Origin of the sequence: Bradyrhizobium sp. CCGUVB4N (assembly GCF_024199945.1) — a bacterium.
In the GTDB taxonomy this organism is placed as follows: domain Bacteria; phylum Pseudomonadota; class Alphaproteobacteria; order Rhizobiales; family Xanthobacteraceae; genus Bradyrhizobium.
Genome location: NZ_JANADP010000001.1, coordinates 3,135,808 through 3,154,324, shown reverse-complemented (window position 1 = coordinate 3,154,324; position 18,517 = coordinate 3,135,808). Strand labels below are relative to the sequence as shown.

16 protein-coding genes are annotated in these 18,517 nt (G+C 63.5%); 6 read left to right on the top strand and 10 right to left on the bottom strand.

Features of this window, described 5'->3' with window-relative positions; genetic code table 11:
- Together NLM31_RS14225 and NLM31_RS14220 are read left to right on the top strand one after the other, a co-directional pair.
- The gene (locus tag NLM31_RS14225; RefSeq protein WP_254129964.1) at positions 1-942 is read left to right on the top strand and encodes an ABC transporter permease; all 942 of its coding nucleotides are present in this window, start codon (positions 1-3) and stop codon (positions 940-942) included.
- Between the two features lie 3 nt (positions 943-945).
- Positions 946-1,830: an ABC transporter permease gene (locus NLM31_RS14220; protein WP_254192632.1), complete on the top strand. Its 885-nt coding sequence runs from the start codon at positions 946-948 to the stop codon at positions 1,828-1,830.
- Here the strand turns inward: NLM31_RS14220 and NLM31_RS14215 are convergent.
- The 10 genes from NLM31_RS14215 to NLM31_RS14170 all read right to left on the bottom strand — a co-directional run bounded on the left by NLM31_RS14215 (position 1,827) and on the right by NLM31_RS14170 (position 14,299).
- Positions 1,827-2,573 carry a hypothetical protein gene (locus NLM31_RS14215; protein WP_254192631.1) on the bottom strand — a complete coding sequence of 249 codons (747 nt, stop codon included), beginning with the start codon at positions 2,571-2,573 and terminating at the stop codon, positions 1,827-1,829. The genes NLM31_RS14220 and NLM31_RS14215 overlap by 4 nt on opposite strands.
- Before the next feature lie 9 nt (positions 2,574-2,582).
- Entirely contained in the window at positions 2,583-3,833 is a 1,251-nt protein-coding gene (locus NLM31_RS14210; protein ID WP_254192630.1) for an adenylate/guanylate cyclase domain-containing protein, read from the bottom strand.
- Positions 3,830-4,219: a response regulator gene (locus tag NLM31_RS14205; RefSeq protein ID WP_254129960.1), complete on the bottom strand. Its 390-nt coding sequence runs from the start codon at positions 4,217-4,219 to the stop codon at positions 3,830-3,832. The genes NLM31_RS14210 and NLM31_RS14205 overlap by 4 nt, the downstream gene beginning before the upstream one ends.
- On the bottom strand, positions 4,216-6,810 hold the full coding sequence (locus NLM31_RS14200; RefSeq protein ID WP_254192629.1) for an ATP-binding protein: 2,595 nt from the start codon (positions 6,808-6,810) through the stop codon (positions 4,216-4,218). Before NLM31_RS14200 ends, NLM31_RS14205 begins: the two co-directional genes overlap by 4 nt.
- A 54-nt stretch (positions 6,811-6,864) precedes the next feature.
- The gene (locus tag NLM31_RS14195) at positions 6,865-7,848 is read right to left on the bottom strand and encodes an ABC transporter substrate-binding protein (RefSeq protein WP_254192628.1); all 984 of its coding nucleotides are present in this window, start codon (positions 7,846-7,848) and stop codon (positions 6,865-6,867) included.
- A gap of 122 nt (positions 7,849-7,970) precedes the next feature.
- On the bottom strand, positions 7,971-11,066 hold the full coding sequence (locus tag NLM31_RS14190; RefSeq protein ID WP_254192627.1) for a MexW/MexI family multidrug efflux RND transporter permease subunit: 3,096 nt from the start codon (positions 11,064-11,066) through the stop codon (positions 7,971-7,973).
- Positions 11,067-11,134: 68 nt separating this feature from the next.
- Entirely contained in the window at positions 11,135-12,328 is a 1,194-nt protein-coding gene (locus NLM31_RS14185; RefSeq protein ID WP_254135323.1) for an efflux RND transporter periplasmic adaptor subunit, read from the bottom strand.
- A gap of 2 nt (positions 12,329-12,330) precedes the next feature.
- A complete protein-coding gene (locus tag NLM31_RS14180) occupies positions 12,331-13,032 on the bottom strand; it encodes a TetR/AcrR family transcriptional regulator (protein WP_254196185.1) in 702 nt (233 codons plus the stop codon).
- Between the two features lie 137 nt (positions 13,033-13,169).
- On the bottom strand, positions 13,170-13,760 hold the full coding sequence (locus NLM31_RS14175) for a thiamine pyrophosphate-dependent enzyme (RefSeq protein WP_254129956.1): 591 nt from the start codon (positions 13,758-13,760) through the stop codon (positions 13,170-13,172).
- On the bottom strand, positions 13,757-14,299 hold the full coding sequence (locus NLM31_RS14170) for a phosphonopyruvate decarboxylase (RefSeq protein WP_254192626.1): 543 nt from the start codon (positions 14,297-14,299) through the stop codon (positions 13,757-13,759). The genes NLM31_RS14175 and NLM31_RS14170 overlap by 4 nt, the downstream gene beginning before the upstream one ends.
- A gap of 106 nt (positions 14,300-14,405) precedes the next feature.
- Here NLM31_RS14170 and NLM31_RS14165 point away from each other — a divergent pair, with 106 nt between their 5' ends.
- From NLM31_RS14165 to NLM31_RS14150, 4 genes are all read left to right on the top strand, one after another.
- A complete protein-coding gene (locus tag NLM31_RS14165; protein ID WP_254192625.1) occupies positions 14,406-15,626 on the top strand; it encodes a cytochrome P450 in 1,221 nt (406 codons plus the stop codon).
- A gap of 6 nt (positions 15,627-15,632) precedes the next feature.
- A complete protein-coding gene (locus NLM31_RS14160) occupies positions 15,633-16,310 on the top strand; it encodes a potassium channel family protein (protein ID WP_254192624.1) in 678 nt (225 codons plus the stop codon).
- 157 nt (positions 16,311-16,467) lie between these two features.
- Entirely contained in the window at positions 16,468-17,682 is a 1,215-nt protein-coding gene (gene rocD, locus NLM31_RS14155; protein WP_254192623.1) for an ornithine--oxo-acid transaminase, read from the top strand.
- 318 nt (positions 17,683-18,000) lie between these two features.
- A complete protein-coding gene (locus tag NLM31_RS14150) occupies positions 18,001-18,486 on the top strand; it encodes a lipocalin-like domain-containing protein (RefSeq protein ID WP_254192622.1) in 486 nt (161 codons plus the stop codon).
- The last annotated feature ends 31 nt before the right edge of the window (positions 18,487-18,517 follow it).

The following is an 18,517-nucleotide window of genomic DNA, read 5'->3' as shown; positions in this document are numbered from 1 at the left end:
ATGCTGAACTTTCTCGCCCGCCGGCTTGCGCAGATCGTACCGACATTGTTCTTCGTGTCGGTGCTGATCTTCTCGCTGCAGCAATTGCTGCCGGGCGATCCCGCACTGGTGATGGCGGGCGAAGAGCGCGATCCGGCCGTGATCGAACAGATCCGCCACCAATACCGGCTCGATCAGCCGGTCCCCGTGCAGTACGCCTACTGGATGAAGGGCGTGCTATCAGGCGATTTCGGCGAATCCCTGCGCAACAAGATGCCGGTGCGCGAGCTGATTGCGCAAAAGCTGCCGGTGACGCTGCAGCTCGGCTCGATGGCGATCATCATCGCCTTCCTGATCGGCATTCCCGCCGGGATCGTCGCCGCCGTGAAGAAGGGAACGGCCTGGGATTACGGCGCCAATTTCTTCGCTCTGTGGGGCATCTCGACGCCGAACTTCTGGCTCGGCATCATGCTGATCTTCCTGTTCTCGATCGAGCTCGGCTGGCTGCCGGCCTCGGGCTATGTGCCGCTGACCGAGAACTGGCGTGCGAGCCTGGCTGCCACGATCATGCCCGCCTTCGTGCTCGGCAACGCGATTGCCGCGGTCCTGATGCGCCATACCCGCAGCGCCATGCTCCAGGTGCTGGAAAGCGATTACGTCCGTACAGCGCGCGCGAAGGGTCTCTCCGAGCGCTCCGTGATCCTGAAACATGCCATGCGCAACGCGCTGACACCGATCATCACGCTCGGCGCGCTCGAGCTCGGTACGCTGCTGTCCGGCGCCGTGCTGACCGAACAGATCTTCTCCATTCCCGGCTTCGGCAAGCTGATCGTGGACGCGGTGTTCAACCGCGACTATGCCGTCGTGCAGGGCGTGGTGCTGGTGACCGCCACGGTCTACATCACGCTCAATCTGGTTGCCGATGTCGCCTATATCCTCGTCAATCCGCGGCTGAGGGGCTAGGCCATGACCGACGCCGCCCTGTCCGGCCCCCTTGCGCAAGCCGACGAGCTGGACAGCCCGGCACGTCGCGCACGGCGCCGCCTGTTCAAGCGCAAGGCGGCGGTCGCGGGCCTCGTGGTCCTCGTCATCTTCATCCTGCTCGCGTTGCTGGCGCCTCTGATCGTGCCCTACGATCCCGTCGCAACGAGCTGGAGCCTGGTGCGCAAGCCGCCCACGATGGCGCACTGGTTCGGCACCGACGAGCTCGGCCGCGATATCCTCAGCCGCGTCGTCTACGGCGCGCGCGCCTCGCTGCTGGCCGGCCTGATCTCGGTCGCGATCGCGCTCGGCATCGGCGTGCCGCTTGGTCTCGTCGCCGGCTATCGCGGTGGCTTCGTCGATGCGCTGATCAGCCGGATCACCGACGCGATGCTGGCCTGCCCGTTCCTGATCCTGGCGATTGCGCTGGCGGCGTTCCTCGGTCCCAGCCTTGGCAACGCCATGATCGCGATCGGCATCTCGGCGACGCCCATCTTTGTCCGCCTGACCCGCGGCCAGGTGCTGAGCGTCAAGGCCGAGGACTATGTCGAAGCGGCGCGTGCACTCGGCAACCCGTCCTGGCGCATCGCCGTCTCGCACATCCTGCCGAACATCCTGCCCGCACTGCTGGTTCAGGCGACGCTCTCGATCGCGGCCGCGATCATCGCCGAAGCGGCGCTGTCGTTCCTCGGTCTCGGCCAGCAGCCACCGGCGCCATCCTGGGGCAGCATGCTCAACGCGGCACAACGCTTCCTGACCCAGGCGCCCTGGATGGCGATCTGGCCGGGGCTGGCGATCTTCCTCGTGGTGCTGTCGCTGAACCTGCTCGGCGACGGCCTGCGCGACGCGCTCGACCCGCGCCAGCGCTAAATGACGCTCTCCCGCATCACGCGGCGGCAATCCATCTCGTATTCGAGGTCGACCACCGGCGGCCGCGCGAAATGCCAGGTGAGGCCCGAGCGTAGCGCACCACGCCGAACCAGCTCGTCGACCAGCGCGTGATGGAAGTCGTGCACGGAATAGGCCTGCACGCCGGTGGTGTCCTTCCAGCCGAATCCGAACGCTGTCATCCGGTTCTCCATCTGGGACGTCGTGGTGAACCGGACCTTCTCGCGCAAACCCTCCGGACTGAGGTCGCGGTAGCGGACCGTGCGCTCGACATAGGTGCCGCTGCCCTCGCGCGCCTCGGCGCCGCCGGCAATGACGAAGGACGGCGCTTTGGAGTTTGTCGGGCGCGTGAAGGAGAACGCGTAGAACGACGGCTCGGCTGGAGGATCGAGTTCCGGACAGACGTTGCTGCGCGCCACCGGATTGGTGGTGCCGTCGAAGATGCCCCACTCCGAGAGCGTCTTGACGTAATGCAGGTTGAACGCGCGAAACCCCTCCTCGCTGAAGGCAGCCGGCGAGCGCAGCTCGCAGGCACAGAAGGCCGTCAACGGCCGCCCCGCCTCCTGAATGAACTTTGCCGCAAGCGCAAACCCCTCGGCCAGGGGCACGAGGCGATCGAACCGGACGCGCTCGATCTCATAGCTATCGTCGGCGGCCGCACCAGCCGAATACTGGAACACGGAGGGAATGAACCGATAGTTGCCGGCGGAGAATTCACGAATCATGATGGCCTCCTAATCCAATTGAATGCGGACGCCCTTGCCGCCGTTGAGCAGGCGCCTCAGGTGAAATCCGGCGAGAGGATCATCGGCGTGCGCACCGACCAGCGCGGCAAAGGCCGGCATGGCCGTGGCGTCACCGGCTTCCATCCTGGCAAAGGCCTCGGAATACTGGGCCGTCCCGGGCGCCTCGAACCTTTCACGCTGCAGTGGCTCAAACGCGCGCAGCGGCTCGCTGCGCCCGCGCAGCATCAGATCGCCGACGGGACGCCCCTGAAAATTCTCGGCGGCCTCCGCGACACTGGAGCTGACACAGATGCGGGTACCAAGCTGCTTGTTCGCAGCTTCCAGCCGCGCCGCAATGTTGATCGTGTCCCCATACGCGGTGTAATCGAAGAAGCGATTGCCGCCGAAATTGCCGACCAGCGCGGAGCCGGCGTGAATGCCGATGCGGGTGGTGCCGAAGTTCACGCCCTTTGCGCCCTGCCGTGCGCAAAAATCCTGCGCCCAGGCATCGAGATCATGGGCGCAGGCAACGGCACGCGTCGCGTAGTCCGGCTGATCGCCGGGCGCATTGAACAGCACCTGGATCGCGTCGCCGATGATTTTTGCGACCGTCCCGTCATGCGAGAAGACCACCTCGGTCATCCCGCCGACATACTCGTTGAGGAGCGCGCCCAACGTCTCGGGCGGCGCGGTCTCGACCAGCGAGGTGAAGCCGGTGATATCGGTGAAAATGGTCGCGACATCGCGCCACTGCACCGCGATCCCCTCACCCTCGCCGCCGGCCGCCAGACGCTTGGCAAGCTCCGGCGAGAAATGGCGCGACAATGCGGCATGAGCCCGCTCGGCCTCCGCCTGGCGGCGCCTCACCTCGCGCAACATCTCGATGTGACGCAGGGTCTTGTCGATCGTGGTCTCGAGGTCGGCGAAGTCGATCGGCTTGGTCAGGAAATCGAACGCGCCACGGTTCATGGCGGTGCGGATGTTGCTCATGTCGCCGTAGGCCGACACGATGATGGTCGACTTCTTCTCCTCGGCTTCCTGCAGCTTCTGCAGCAGCGACAGCCCGTCCATCCGGGGCATGTTGATGTCGGAGACCACCATATCGACTTGGGGATTCTGCTCGAGCGACTCCAGCGCCTCCAGGCCGTCGCGCGCGAACATGATGGCGACAAGCCCGTCGCGAATCTTCCTGCGGAATTTTTGCAGGATCAGCGCCTCGAGGTCGGGCTCGTCGTCGACGAAGAGGATGGTCGGAGTCATGCCGCCTGCTCGAGCCTTGTGTCGATCTGCTGCCGCAGCAACGCAAAATCGATCGGCTTGGTGAGGAGCCCGGTGGCGCCGCGCTCGATCGCCTTGCGGCGCGTCTCGGCATCGCCGTACGCCGTGATCATGATGACCGGAACATTCGGATGCTCGGCGCGCACTTTGGGCAGCATGTCGAGCCCGCTCATGCCGGGCATGTTGATATCGGACAGGATCAGGATCAACGAGGGGTCGCGAACCTCGGCCGCGAGCTTCAGCGCATCGGGCGCCGAGGGCGCGAATTCCATCTGGAAACGGCCGGCGCGCAGGTCGCGCCGGAATTGCTGCCGGAACAGCGCCTCGACATCGGGCTCGTCATCGACGACCAGGATGTAAACGTTCACGTCTTGCCTCCGGAAGTACTGCCTGCCGACATGACGCGTGGCAGGGTGATGATGAATTCGGTGAATACACCGGGCTCGGTGGTCACGTCGATCGTGCCGCCGTGCTGTTTCACGACGATGTCATGGCTCATGGACAGACCAAGCCCGGTGCCCTCACCGGCCGGCTTGGTGGTGAAGAAGGGATTGAACATTTTCTCCTTCACGTCCTGCGGAATGCCCGTGCCGTTGTCGCGGATCCGGATCTCGACCTTGCCGCCGAGATTCTTCGTCGCGGCGCTCAGCGTCGGCTCGAATCCATCGGCACTGCTTTCCTTGCGCTTGGTCGCGGCATAGAAGCCGTTCGAGATCAGATTGAGGAAGACGCGGGTGATTTCCTGCGGATAGACGTCGGCCATCCCGGCGGTCGGATCGAGGTCGCGCTGGAGCGTCACGTTGAACGACGGCCGTTCGGCGCGCGCGCCGTGATAGGCGAGATTGAGGCTCTCCTCCACGATCGTATTGATGTCGGCGGCGCGATGCTCGCCGGAGCCCTCGCGCGAGTGCAGCAGCATATTCCTGACGATGGAATCAGCGCGCTTGCCGTGCTGCACCACTTTCTCGAGATTTCCCCGCAGCATGCCGGTCAGCTCGTCCACCTCGTCCTTTGTTTTGCCGTCGAGCGACGCCGTTTGCAGGACCTCGTTGAGCTCGTCGATCAGCTCGGTCGAGATCGACGAGAAATTGTTAACGAAGTTGAGCGGGTTCTTGATCTCGTGGGCGATGCCGGCCGTGAGCTGGCCGAGCGAAGCAAGCTTCTCGGTCTGGATCAGCCGACCTTGAGCTGCGCGCAACTCATCGAGGGATTGCGAGAGCTCCATCGTGCGCTTGCGCAACTCGTTCAGCAGCCGCGCATTCTCGATGGCGATGACGGCTTGCTTCGTGAAATTCTCGACGACGGAGATCTGCTTGTCGGTGAACGGACGGACTTCCTTGCGATAGACCGCGATTGTGCCGATCAGCTCGCTCTCCTTCAGCATCGGCACGACGACGATCGTGCGGGCGCCGGCCACATCGGAGATTCCGCGGATGCTGGGCCCTCCGGCAATATAGGCAGGCGTGCTTTGGACATCGTGAACGTGAACGACCTGATGTGTCCTGACAACGGTCGCGAGCGCACTCTCCGGATGAGGACGGATCGCCACATCCCGTCGCGAAGCGGCGAACGCAGGCGGTACGTTGTAGTCAGCCGCGATGGTGAAGCCTTCGCCGTCCCACAGATTCATGATCCCGAAACTCGCGCCACAGACGCGCGAGGCATTCTCGAGCAATTTGTCGAACACCGGCCCGAGTTCGCCCGGAGACGAACTGATCACCTGCAGCACCTCCGAGGTCGCCGTCTGCTGCTCCAGCGACTCCCTCAATTCAGCCGTTCGGACCTCGACCTTCTTTTCCAAATCCGCATAGGATTCCTGCAGACGTTCGCCCATGTGATTGAACTGGTCCGCGAGTTCCTCGAGCTCGTCGCCGGTCTTGATCGAGATCCGCTGGGCGAAGTCGCCGCCTCCGATCCGTTCGGCGCCGCTGCGCAGCGCCTGGATCGGCCCGACCATACGGCGCGCGAGGAATATTCCAGCGAGCACCGCGAAGATCGAGGCCGCGAGCAGCACGATTGCCAACCGTTCCAGCGAGGCATAGAGCGTCGCATAGGCTTCCTCGACCGGCAGCTCGACGAACATGGTCCAGCCGAGCGGGGCGATCGGCGCTGACGCCGTCAGAACCTTCTGCCCCTGGATGTTGGTCGCTTCCTGCAAGGCGTCCGGCATGACGCCGCCGCCGGCGAGCGCAGCGCGCACCTGCGCCAGCCCCGACAGGTCGGTGTTGCGCAGAACGAGGCTGATATCGGGATGCGCGATCAGTCGCCCCTCCGGGCCGACCACATAGGCATGCCCGTGCTCGCCGACCTTGATCTGGGACACGACATCCCAGATCAGCTTGAGATTGACCTCTGCAATGCTGACGCCCGCATCCTTCCGGGCTCCGGCCTGCGCCAGCGTCATGTAGGGCTCTGACTCCCGGCGGAAATAGACCGGCCCGTAATAGACCTTGTGCGCGACGGCTTCGGTGAACTTCGGGTCGTTCGACAGGTCGATGCCGCTGTCGATCGCGTCCATCGCCAGCCGCGAAACCCGCAACCGCTCCCTGCCGGACGCGTCGACCTGGGCGAGTTCGGTGATCGCCGGCACCTGACGCAGCAGCCGCAACGCGTCGAACCGGCGCGGCTCGATCGAGCCCGCCGACCATGGCAGTTGCGTGGTCCAGCCGAGCTGGCTCTCGATCTCCTTGACGAACTGGCTGATCTTGGCGGCTGCCGCCTCGGCCTGCTCGTGCTGGACCCGGATCAGCGAGGCCTTGTGCTCCCGATAATAGAAGAAGACCTCGAACAGGCCATTGGCCAGCAGGGCGACGGCGACCACGACCACAAACAACGCGACGTATTTGGTGAACAGCCGGGTCCTGATCCCCCGTCCCGCCTCGCCGGAGGCGACGCCATCCGCCGCCGCGCGCGGCAGCGGCCTGGTTTGTGGGGTATCGGGATGGACGGAAATGCTCATTGCCCCAAGCCTAGCAAGAAGGCCGGACCTTGTCTCTCGCTGCAGCGCACAAGGTTACTCGATCACCTCGTCGGCAAGTGCCAGCATGGTCGGGGGAATTTCAAGTCCGGTCGCCCTCGCCGTCTTGAGATTGAGCACCAGGGGATAGCGGGTCGGCAGCTCGAACGGCAGGTCGCCGGGATTTGCCCCGTTGAAAATGCGAGCGACCAGTGCGGCCGCGCGCTCGAAGGATTCCGACGAATCCGCGCCATAGGACATCAGACCACCGTCGCGGGCGAATTCGTCGAATTCGTAGATTGCCGGCAGCTTCCGGACAGCGGCGAACTCGAACACGCGCTCGCGATTGAGAATGGTCAGCGCGTCCGCCACCATCAGAATGCCATCGGGCGGATCGCTGTTCATCGCCGAAAAGGCTTCGTCGAAATCGTCGGGCTCGCGCACGCCGAGCGCTTGCACGGTTAGCCCAAGTGCCTGGGCCGCTTTCGCGGACGCCTGATAGCGCATGGTCATGCCGAGGTCGTCCTTGTTCCAGAGCATCGCGACCTTGGTCAGCTTCGGCGATATCTCCTTGAGCAACGACAGCCGCTTGGCGCCGAGTGTCGCCGCGACGTCCGAAATGCCGGTGATCTTGCCGCCCGGATGCGCAAGGCTCTTGATCAGCCTGGTCTCGACGGGATCACCGACGCCACTGGCCGCGACAGTCGCGATGCCGGCCGCTTTGGCGGCCATTGCCGTCGGGTAGCCGATGATCACGATGACATCGACGTTCTTGGCCTGCAGCTCTGCGATCAGCGCGGGCAGCATCGTGACGTCGCCAAGCGCGCCCCGCGCTTCAAAGGTCAAATTCTGACCGAGCTTGAACCCGCGCTCCTCGAGCACCTTGATCAGGATCTTGCCGCCCCGGCTCTCCGCCGTAACCGGCGCGATCGGCGTCACCGTGCCAAGGCGAAAAATGCGGCCCGGCGTATCCGCCAGTGCCATGCCCGACCGCGCAAGTGCCGTCCCGCCGAGCACCGCCAGAAATTCGCGTCTTTTCATCCGACGACCTGCCCAGGCGCCCACTCCGGGCGCTCCAGCCATCATGTTACAGGATATCGCGCGACAAAAAAAAGCGGCAACAGCGATGGCTGTTGCCGCTTCGCACGCAAATCGGGCTTGGGTCAGGTCGGCCGCAGCGCCTTGGCCCCGACGTCGAGTTCGTTGACCTGCTTGTTACGCTCGGAATCGGCCGCAGCGCGATGGTCGGTCGCCAGCACGACGTAGACCGCCGGCAGCACGAACAGGGTGAACAGCGTACCGATCGACATGCCCGCGACGACCACGAGGCCGATCGAGAAGCGGCTGGCCGCGCCGGCGCCGGTTGCCGTCAGCAGCGGGATCAGACCCGTGACCATCGCAGCCGTCGTCATCAGGATCGGCCGCAGGCGGATGCGGGCCGACATTTCGATGGCCGAGCGGCGGTCGAGCCGCTCGTTGACCTGGAGCTCGTTGGCGAACTCCACCATCAGGATGCCGTGCTTGGTGATCAGGCCAACCAGGGTGAGCAGGCCGACCTGGGTATAGATGTTCATGGTCGCCACACCGAAGAACAGCGGGATCAGCGCTCCCACGATCGCCATCGGCACCGAGATCATGATCACCAGCGGATCACGCAAGCTCTCGAACTGCGCGGCCAGCACCAGGAAGATGATGACCAGCGCGAAACCGAAGGTGATCGCGAGCTGATTGCCTTCCTGAACATACTGCCGGCTATCCGCGAGATAATCGTGGCTGAAGCCCTGCGGCAGCTTCTTGGCCTCGCTCTCGAGGAAGTCGACCGCAGCGCCGACGGTCACGCCGGGCATCGGCACAGCCGAGAACGTCGCCGAGTTGAGCTGATTGTAGTGCGTCAGCGAGTTCGGGTCGGTCTTGGTCTTGATCGAAACCACGGTCGACAGCGGAAGCTGCTGTCCGGTGTTGGTGGTCACATAGTAGCCGCCGAGCGATTCCGGCGAGAGGCGATCGCTACGCGGCACCTGCGGGATCACCTGATACGAACGGCCCTCGAGGTTGAACCGGTTGATGTAGTTGCCGCCGAGCAGAACCGCGAGCGTAGAGCCGAGGTTCTGCATGTTGACGCCGAGATCCTGCGCCTTTGTGCGGTCGATCGTGACCTCCACGTTCGGCTGGTTATAGGCGAGGTCGCTGTCGGAGACGATGAACATGCCGCTCTTGCGGGCAGCGTCCTTCAGCTTCTCCATCTGCTCAAAGACGGTCTGGTAGCCCGCGGTGGAGTTGATGACCATCTGCACCGGCAGACCGCCCGGACCACCCGGCAGCGGCGGCAGGTTGAACGCGAAGGCCTGCACGCCCTCGATCTTGGAGAGCTCGGCCTGCACCAGCGGCTTCAGCGCGATAGACGAACGCTTGCGCTCGTCCCACGGCTTCAGGAGCATGCCGGCGATCCCGCCCTGCGGACCGTTGATGCCGTTCAGCACGAAACGCAGATCAGTCTCGGGGAATTTCTGGAACTCCTTGTCGAGCTTGTCGCCGTAGAAATCGACATAGTCGATATTGGCGTATTTCGGCGCCTTGGTCACCGCGAACACGATGCCCTGATCTTCCTCGGGCGCCAGTTCCTTCGAGGTGTGCATATAGAGGAAGCCGACGAGCCCGAGGATCGTGATCGCGAACAGGCCGGTGATCGCCTTGTAGTCGAGCGAGCGGTCGAGCCTGCGGCCGTACCAGCGCGTCAGCGCGCCGAACACCTTGTTGACGAGCTTGGCGAAACGGCCCTCTTCGGTGTTCTTGAGCAGCACCGAGCACATCATCGGCGACAGCGTCAGCGCGATCACGCCCGACACGATCACCGAGCCGGCGAGCGTGAAGGCGAATTCGCGGAACAGCGAACCGGTGAGGCCACCGAGGAAGCCGATCGGGGCATACACCGCCGCGAGCGTGATGGTCATCGAGACGACGGGGCCGACGATTTCGCGCGCGCCTTCGAGCGAGGCCTGGACGGGCGTCTTGCCCTCCTCCAGATGGCGATGGATGTTCTCCACCACCACGATGGCGTCGTCGACCACAAGGCCGATCGCAAGCACCATCGCGAGCAGGGTCAGCAGGTTGAAGCTGAAGCCCAGCGCCAACATCAGCGTGCAGACGCCGATCATGGACAGCGGGATGGTGACGACCGGAATGATGACGGAGCGGAACGACGCCAGGAACAGGAAGATCACCACGATCACGATGATGATCGCTTCGCCGAGCGTCTTCTCCACCTCGTCGATCGAGGATTGGATGAACTTGGTCGAGTCGTAGGCGACCTTCATCTTCATCGACGGCGGCAGATTGCGCTCGAGCTCCGGGAACAGCGCCCGCACGCCCTTGACCAGCGTCAGCGGATTGCCTTGCGGCGTCGCGTTCACGCCGATGAAGATCGCATGCTCGCCATTGAAGGCGACGCTCGCGTCGGTGCTCTGCGCCGCGAGTTCGACCGTGGCGATATCCTCCATCCGGACAAAGCCACCGTCCTTGGCCTTGACGATCATCTTCCGGAACTGGTTGACGTCGGTCAGACTGGTGTTCGTCGAGATGTTGGAAACGATGAGATAGCCCTTGGTCTGTCCCGCCGCCGACTGGAAGTTATTGGCCGCGATCGCGGTCGCGACATCGCCCGGCGATACGTTGCGGCCGGCCATCTTCACGGGGTCAAGCCACAGCCGCATGGCAAAGGTCTGGCCACCCAGAATGTCGGCCGAGGCCACGCCATCGACGGTCGACAGCACCGGCTGCACCACGCGCGTCAGATAATCGGAGATGGCCGAGCCCGATAGCTCCTCGGAGGAGAAGCCAAGATACATCACGGCCGTGGTCTGGCCGGTTGTCTTGGTGACGATCGGGTCGTTCGATTCCTTCGGAATCAGGTACTTGACCGAGTTCGTCTTCGCGAGCACCTCGGTGAGCGCCTGGTTCGGATCGAAGTTCAGCTTGATGTAGACCTGAATCGTCGAGGTGCCGAGCACCGAGGACGAGGTCATGTAATCAACGCCTTCAGCCGAGGCGACGGCCTGCTCGATCGGCGTCGTGATGAAGCCCTGGATCAGGTCCGCGGACGCGCCGGGATAAACGGTCGTGATGTTGATGACCGTGTTCGAAAGCTTCGGATACTGCCGGATCGGCAGCACCATCGCCGCGCGCAGACCGATCAGCAGGATCAGCAGGCTGACGACGACCGACAGAACCGGGCGCTTGATGAAAATATCAGTAAAGGCCATCGCGGCGATCTCGATTTCTAAGTCTCAAGAAACGTGATCCGGCCAGGCCGGATCACGCGAGTGTATTGTCAGTAGCGCGGCGGTTGCGCCGGGATCTGCGGAGACGGGTCGGTCGAAATCGCGACGGCAGCACCCGATTGCAGCTTGAGCTGACCGACGGCGACGACCTTGTCGCCAGGCTTGACGCCCTTGATGATTTCGACGCGACCGTTCACCCGGTTGCCGGTCTGCACGAACGTGCGCACCGCGCTCAGGCTGGTCTTGCCGTCCTCTTCCTTCTTCTCGGTGATCACGAATACGGAGTCGCCATACAGCGTGTAGTCAACGGCCGTTTCCGGAACGGTGATCACGGCCGGCTTCTCCGGCAGCACCACCGTGGTGCTCACGAACATGCCCGGCTTCAGGATCTTCTCCGGATTGGCGATGGTTGCCTGCACGCGGATGTTGCGCGTGTCGGTCGCGATCTGCGGCTCGATCGTGGTGATCTTGCCGTCGAAGGTACGGCCCGGATAGGCGTCGACCTTCAACCGGACCACTTGTCCGACCTTGAGGTTGGCGGAGTCCTTTTCCGTCACCGTGAAGTTCGCCCACAGCTCCGACAGATCGGTCAGCGAGACGATCGCCGTGCCTGCCGTGAGATATTGTCCGACCTCGACCTTGCGGACGCCAAGATCGCCGGAGAACGGTGCGCGCACCAGCTTCTGCGAGATCAGCGCTTCGGTCTTGGCGATGCCTGCCAGCGCCTGGTCATAAGATGCTTGTGCCTGGTCGACCGTCGCCTGCGGACCAAACTGGCGCGAGGCCAGCTGCTTGGCGCGATCGAGCGACAGCTGCGCGACCGTTGCCTGGGCCTTGAAGTTGGCGAGGTCGCCCTGGTCCGGCGCGTCGAACAGCTGCACCAGCGGCATGCCGGCTTCGACATGGGCACCCGGCTCGAACTTGATCTCGGTGACGCGACCGTTGACGTCGGCGCTGACGTCGACCTGATGCACGGCAACGAGGCTGCCGACTGCGGTCAGCAGGTTCGGCACCACCTCCGACTTCGCTTCCGCCGCGCTGACTGCGGTCGGCGGCGGCTTGTTGTTGGCGAAGAACTGCTTGATCATCTGGCCACGGAAATAATTGAACCAGACGAGGCCACCGACCAGCGCGCCGAGGAGCGTGCCGATGATGATGAACCAGAGCACCGGCCGGACCGGGCGCTTGGGAGCCTTGCTGTCGATCGGTTCGCCCGAAATCTTGTTTTCGGCTACGATGTTCATTGTCATGCGCTTTCTGCAATCGCCGTCTTGCCGGCACCCGTGGCCTGATCGCGGCCCAGATGCGAAGCAATTGCGGCGTCGTTAAGTCCGATGCCTCTCAGGAGAAACTCACAGAGCTGCCGCTCCAACTCGTTCGCCCTGCCATAAGCGAGACAAGGCACGGACGGCAGCCTGGTCAGCGCAGCGGTCATCACCGTGTGATGCGCAAACCAGAACAGGTTGAGCGGTTCATTGCCACAAGCCCGCGCATCGCCGGCGGCGACCGCGCGTTCGAGCGAGGCGACGAAGACGGCTCCGATCAGCGTCTCGATCTTGGCATATAGCAAACGCGCGAATTCGCCGTCATCCAGATGACTGGTGGCCATCAGTCGCAGGCGTTGGGCCTCCTCCTGGTCGGGGCCGTCGGCGATCTGCAGGAAGTGCTGGACCATGCCGCGGATCAGTTCGACCAGGGTGGCCGTCGACGGCTCCCGCTCGAGGAGTTCGGTCAGCGCCGGGTCCGCCTCGCACTCGTCGCTGAGGATTTCGGCATAGAGTGCCGCCTTGGACGGGAAGTGCTTGAACAGCAGCGCCTCGGAAATGGCAGCAGCAGCCGCCACGCTCTTCGTCGTGGTGCCGTTATAGCCGTGTCGGGCAAAGCAGCGTTTCGCGGCTCCGAGGATCAATTGACGCCTCAGGTCGCTCGTCATACGCAATGAGCTCATGTTAGTGAGTAAGCACTCACCCACGCCAAAGTCAAGCAAATTGCTGCGACGCAACCTAAGTGCGTGAGAATCTGTTGGAAATTGGTCACAGGTTACCGCCCGCGGGAGCGAATGCCGTCCGCAAATCCGGATTGGCGTCAGATCGGCTGGAACCCGAGGTCGCCGCGGATCCGGTTGACGATGTAGGTTCCGTCCCGGCTCGGCAGGATGCGCTCGACGCTGGCGCTGTCGATCTTCACATTGGCAAAGCGAGGCCCGGCAGAGAGGTCGTGGATGGCTTTGGCGAAGCTTTCGACCTCGGCCATGGTCGAGATTGCCCGGCTGTCGGCGATACCGCAGGCCCTGGCGACACCGACGAGATCGGCGGCTGCCGAGGTGTGGCTGGTCTGGCCGCCGGTCTCGCCATAGGCCTCGTTATCGAGCACTGCGATGGAGAGGTTGGACGGCTTCTGCAGCCCGATGGTGGCAAGGCTGCCCATCCCCATCAGCATCTCGCCATCGCCGGTGATGACCAGCACCGGCAATTTTGGCTGCGCCAGGGCAAGCCCGAGCCCGATCATGGCGGCGCCACCCATACCTCCCCACAAATAAAAGTTGCGGGCGTGGTCACCGGCCGCGGTGATGTCGTTGGTGGAGGCACCGAGGCCGCCGATCGCGACGACGTCCTTGCGGTTTGCGAGCAGCGCGGCGACCACCTGGCGGCGGTCGAGGAGATTGGCCTTGCTCATTTGGTGAAAACCTTGGCGCCGATCAGTCGCTGCGACAAGAGGACGGCGGTGGGCGTCAGCGCGTTGTAGGCTTGCGCTGCGGCTGCTTCCAACACCGCCGGCACCTCGGCTGCATTCGAGGCGCGCAGCACCTTGATACCGGACAGTTCGAACACGCCCTGCGTGGTCGACCCCATCGGCACCTGCCACGGATTGAACTCGCCCCATTCACCGCGCATGGTCACGAGGGTGAGGAACGGAAAGCGCAGGATCGGGATCAGCGACAGCATGTTGATGCAATTGCCGACACCGCTCGACTGCATCAACAGCACACCGCGTTGGCCGCCGGTCCAGGCGCCGGCGAGCAGCGCTACGCCCTCCTCCTCCGTCGTCAGCGGAATGCCGCGCATCGTGGATGAGCCCAGCACGCGCTGGATCAGCTTCGAATGACCGGCATCGGGCACGTAAGGCACCTGCCGCACGTCGAAGCGTTGCAAGGTCGCGAAGATATCGTCCGGCCAGTTCGGGGCCGTGTCGGAAGCGTCAGCGCGGGCGTGCATTTTCCTGTCCGGTCGGCTTGCAAATCACGGCACGACTGTAGACGGTGACCGGCAAAGCTCGAAAGAGCGAAAACGGCATATCGGTCTCAACCGGTGAGTATGGCGCATGAACGCAGATGCGAAAGAATTGGCGGCCAATTTCGATCTGGCGAAGCTGACGAGCGAATTCTACGACGATCCCTACCCGACTTATCGTGCACTGCGGGAGAACGAGCCGGTCAAGCGTCTGCCGAGCGGCACCGTGTTCCTCACCCGTTACGACGACTTCGTCACCACCTACAAGAACACCAAATCGTTCAGCTCGGACAAGAAGCGCGAGTTCGCGCCGAAATATGGCGACACGCCGCTCTACGAGCACCACACCACGAGCCTCGTCTTCAACGATCCTCCCGCGCACACCCGCGTGCGGCGCCTGATCATGGGCGCGCTGTCGCCGCGCGCGATCGCGGGCATGGAGGGCGATATCGTCAGGCTGGTCGACGGCCTGCTCGACGCCATCGCCGACAAGGGCGATTGCGAGCTGATCGAGGATTTTGCCGCTTCGATCCCGATCGAGGTGATCGGCAATCTGCTCGACGTCCCCCATGACGAACGTGCGCCGCTGCGCGACTGGTCGCTCGCGATCCTTGGCGCGCTGGAGCCGGTCGTATCCACTGAGGTCGCCGCGCGCGGCAACAAGGCGGTGACGGATTTCCTTGCCTATCTCGAGACGCTGGTTGCACGCCGGCGCGAGACACCGGGCAACCCCGACCGCGACGTGCTGACGCGCCTGATCCAGGGAGAAGACAACGGTGAACGGTTGACCGAGAAGGAGCTGCTGCACAATTGCATCTTCCTGCTCAATGCCGGCCACGAGACGACCACCAATCTGATCGGCAACGGCCTCGTCGCGCTGCATCGGAATCCGGACCAGAAGCAGCGGCTGATCGACAATCCGGATCTCATCAAGACGGGCGTCGAGGAGATCCTGCGCTACGAAAGCTCGAACCAGCTCGGCAACCGCATGACGACCGAGCGGATCGAGCTCGGCGGCGTGCTGCTCGAGGCCGGCACGTCGGTGACGCTCTGCATCGGCGCAGCCAATCGCGACCCCGCGCAGTTTCCCGATCCTGAACGCTTCGACGTCGCGCGCACGCCGAACCGGCACCTTGCGTTTGCCACCGGCGCGCATCAATGCGCCGGCATGGCGCTGGCGCGGCTCGAAGGCGCGATTGCGATCTCGCGATTCCTGGCACGCTTCCCGGACTATGCCGTGAGCGGCCAGCCCGTGCGTGGCGGCCGCGTCCGGTTCCGCGGCTTCCTGAGCGTCCCCTGCTCGATCGGCTGAGGCGTCATGAACATCGATCAATTGCGCGAACGCTGGGCCGATCCGGCCCTCACGGTCCTGACAGTCCTGCTGGCGATCATGATGTTCGTGATCTCGCCGTTGCAGGCGCTGGGGCTTTTTGCATTCCAGGTGTCGGAGCTTGTGCTGGCGCTGCTGCTGGTCTGCGGCATCTTCGTGATATCAGGCAGTCCGGTCGCTGTTGTCGCGATGCTGATCGCGCTCGTCATGATCACGGTCGGTGCGATCCTCCGGATCAGATCGCCATCCATTCTCGACCTCAATCTGTTTGCCGGTTCGTGGCTCATCGTGGGAACGACCATGGCCTGGGCGGTGGCGCGCCAGACGTTTGCGCCGGGCCGCGTGACCTATCATCGCGTGATCGGCGCCGTGCTATTGTATCTGGCGGTCGCCGTGATCTTCGCCGCGCTCTACACTTTCATCGGCTCACTCGATCAGGACGCCTTTGTGAGCATGAAGGTGCAAGACAGTCCGAGGCTCGCAAGCGACGTCATCTATTTCAGCTTCGCGACGATGACCACGACCGGATACGGCGACGTCGCCCCGCTGCATCCGGTTGCGCGCAGCCTGTGCAACATGGAAGCCATCTTTGGCCAGCTCTTTCCGGCGACATTGTTGGCGCGCCTGGTCACGCTGGAGATCGAGCACCGCAGGCAGGACTCCTGACCAGCCTAGGCCGACCCCAAAAGTCGAAAACAACCCCATGCACAGTAGCCGGCAGCGCGGCTGAAAATGCAAGGTGGATACGCAGAACCATTTGACACGCCGGAGCAAATCGGCAGCATCGCGCACATCCCGGGCGGCCCAATGGGAGTGACGAAAAATGAGCTCGTCGGTCATTGATCTCCTCGCAACCGAAGCACGGTTCGGTGCCCAAAATTACCAGCCGATCGGGGTCGTCCTGACGCGCGGCGAAGGTGTCTGGGTCTGGGACATCGAAGGCAACCGCTATCTCGATTGCCTCTCCGCCTATTCCGCGGTCAGCCAGGGCCACTGCCACCCCAAGATCCTGGCGGCGATGGTGGAACAGGCAGGCCGGCTGACGCTGACCTCGCGCGCCTTCCACAACGACCAGCTCGCCTTGTTCTACGAAGAGATCGCGGCGCTGACCGGCTCCCACAAGGTGCTGCCGATGAACAGCGGCGCCGAGGCGGTTGAAAGCGCCATCAAGTCGGTGCGCAAATGGGGCTATGAGGTGAAAGGCGTGGCGGACGGCCAGGCCGAGATCATTGTCTGCGCCGACAATTTCCACGGACGCACACTGGGCATCGTCGGCTTCTCAACGGACGCCGAGACACGCGGGCACTTTGGGCCGTTCGCGCCGGGCTTCAAGATCATCCCGTTCGGTGACGCCGCGGCGCTGGATGCGGCGATCACGCCGAACACCGTCGCCTTTCTGGTCGAGCCGATCCAGGGCGAAGCCGGTGTCATCATTCCCCCGGCCGGCTATTTCACAGAGGTCCGGGAGCTCTGCACCGCCAACAATGTGATGCTGGTGCTCGACGAGATCCAGACCGGGCTCGGCCGCACCGGCAAGCTGCTCGCCGAACAGCACGAGGGAATCGAGGCTGACGTGACGCTGCTCGGCAAGGCCTTGTCCGGCGGCTTCTATCCGGTGTCGGCCGTGCTCTCGAACAACGACGTGCTTGGCACATTGAGACCCGGGCAGCACGGCTCGACCTTCGGCGGCAACCCGCTTGCCTGCGCGGTGGCGCGCGCAGCGATGCGCGTACTGGTCGAGGAAGGCATGATCGAGAACGCGGCCACGCAGGGCGCGCGCTTCCTGCAAGGCTTGAAGGACATCCGCGCCAACACGATCCGCGACGTGCGCGGGCGCGGCCTGATGCTGGCGGTCGAGCTGCATCCCGAGGCCGGCCGTGCCCGCCGCTACTGCGAAGCGCTCCAGGGCAAGGGCATCCTCGCCAAGGACACCCATGAGCACACGATCCGCATCGCCCCGCCGCTGGTGATCACCAGCGACCAGGTCGACTGGGCGCTCGAGCAGTTCGCGACGATTCTGACGCAGGATTTCTCTTGAGAGGGCCGCATTGGGGATCGCCATGCCGGCCGCGGCTGACAACGAACCATGCCGCCACTTGTGCGCTGAAAATTGTGGCCGATTACGATAGGCGCGGACTCACAAACCGAGCTTGATTGGTGCAGGCCTGCCCAATGTCCGTTATGGCCCGGTAGCGATCACATTCCGCATCGCGTCGAAACGACGCGATGGGCCAATTCCGGACGTGGCGCCCTCGACGGGCTGGCGAGAGCTTGCCATCTAAGGCCTCGTAAGCTTTGACCGCCCAAGCTATCTTGGTCGCTGTCGCAGCCCGACTTGTCATTCGTGGAGCACAGCATGGTGCGCCTCGCTGCCCTATTGTTTGCCCTCTATTGCTATTTTCAGTCTGGACCTGTGTTTGCGGACGACGCATCGAAGCTGCTGGTCGGAAGTTGGAAACTGACTTCATGGACCATTCAAATTGTCGGTGGCGACGCAAGCGAACCATTTGGTCCCAACCCGAAAGGCAGGGCGCTTATCACGCCGGACGGATACGCTGCCTTCATTATTGTCGGAGCAAACCGCAAGCCCGCAACAAACAACGACGAGAGTGCGGCGCTGCTTAAGTCATTGCTTCTCTACACCGGCAAAATTACCATCGACGGAGACAAATTAACGACCAAGGTCGACATCTCTGGCAACGAGCTCCTCACCGGGCAGGATCAGGTGCGATTTTTCAAGCTGGAGGGCGACCGGTTGAGCATCCGAACGGCTGAACAAGTCAGCTCCGTTTTTGTCGGTAAGAAAGTCGTCGGCACCCTGACCTGGGAACGAGAACGCTGATGGTGGGGCACTTAGCGCAATCCTTGCCCAA